1 protein-coding gene is annotated in these 1,290 nt (G+C 62.0%); it reads right to left on the bottom strand.

The genetic code is table 11. The features are described from left to right. Nucleotides 1-42: 42 nt before the first annotated feature. A protein-coding gene (locus IWX78_RS16305) for an IS3 family transposase (RefSeq protein ID WP_196834691.1) occupies nucleotides 43-1,244 on the bottom strand; the annotation gives its coding sequence in 2 pieces (ribosomal slippage) (nucleotides 43-992 and nucleotides 992-1,244; 1,203 coding nt in all). Between the last annotated feature and the right edge of the window lie 46 nt (nucleotides 1,245-1,290).

Consider the following 1,290-nt stretch of genomic DNA (forward strand, 5'->3'; position numbering starts at 1 on the left):
TGCGCTCGTCAAGTTTTTGAGACAGTTCGATGTGTTTTTCTTCTATGCCGCAGCCAGGTGGCGGCGGTCTTGGTAAGCGGCGAGTGCGGCGGCCGGTTGTAGTCCTCCGTTGTGGGAGTGGGGCCGTCGCCGGTTGTACCAGGATTCGATGTATTCCATCACCGCGGTGCGCGCGGCGAGGTGGTTGTCGAAGTGCTGCTGGTAATACATTTCGGTCTTCATATGGGAGAAAAATGACTCCGCCACGGCGTTATCCCAACACACGCCCACGGCTCCCATCGACTGCGTCACCCCGTTCGCGAAGCACCACTTCTGGAAATCTCCAGAGGTGTATTGCGGGCCACGGTCCGAGTTGAAAATGGCCCCGTTCACGTCCAGGTGGCCGTGGTCGCGGGCCATCGCCAGGGCGTCGATGATCAGGCTGGTGCGCATGTGAGCGGCCATTGACCAGCCCACGACCATCCGGGTCGACAAGTCGATGACGGTCGCCAAATACAGCCACCCCGCCCCGGTCCGCAGGTAAGTGATGTCGCCGCAGAGCCGGGTTCCTGGGACCTCGGAGGTGAAGTCTCGCTTCCCCTCGTTGTCGAGCATGTGGTTCTTGATGTGCTCGGTCCGGGCGTCGGGGTCAACGGTCGTGGTCTTCTTCCACGACCGCATCCTGACCGCCCGCAGGCCCCGCCCGGCCATTATCGACCCGACTGTGCCCGTGGCGATGCTGACGCCTTCCTGGGCCAGGAGGATCGCGATCTGGTCCCTCCCGGCCTTGCCCTTCTCGCGCTTGTAGACGCGGACAACGTGCCCGTCGAGCTCGTCATGGCGGACCTGCGTTTTAGTGGGTTCCGCGGGGCGCAGCCAGCGGTAGAACGAGGCCCGGGAGACCTTGAGCTTGTGGCACATCCAGTCGATCGGGAAGGTGGCCTTCTCCGCGCTGATAAACATGAAGTAGTCGTTTATCGTTGCTTCGCCGCGAAGAAGGCGCTGACTTTTCCCAAGAATTCGATCTCCCGTTTCAACTCCGCGTTCTCGGCTTGTAAGGCCTTGTACTTGGCCCACTCCACCGGGCCGGGGTCCTTCGCGCCGGCATCGGGGTGCTCCTCTTTCCAAACCCGGACCCAGTTCCCCAGCGTCCCCTCGACGACACCAATCTCGGGTGCGACCTGCGCGATCGGCCGGCCCGATGAAACCACCAGTTCCACGGCCTCGGCCCGGAACTCGGCACTGAACTTACGACGATTCGACATGAAACAGATCCTCCTAACGCCTGTCTCAATTCACCATACGGGCGCA

Origin of the sequence: Mycetocola sp. CAN_C7 (assembly GCF_015752285.1) — a bacterium.
Lineage (GTDB): Bacteria > Actinomycetota > Actinomycetes > Actinomycetales > Microbacteriaceae > Mycetocola_A.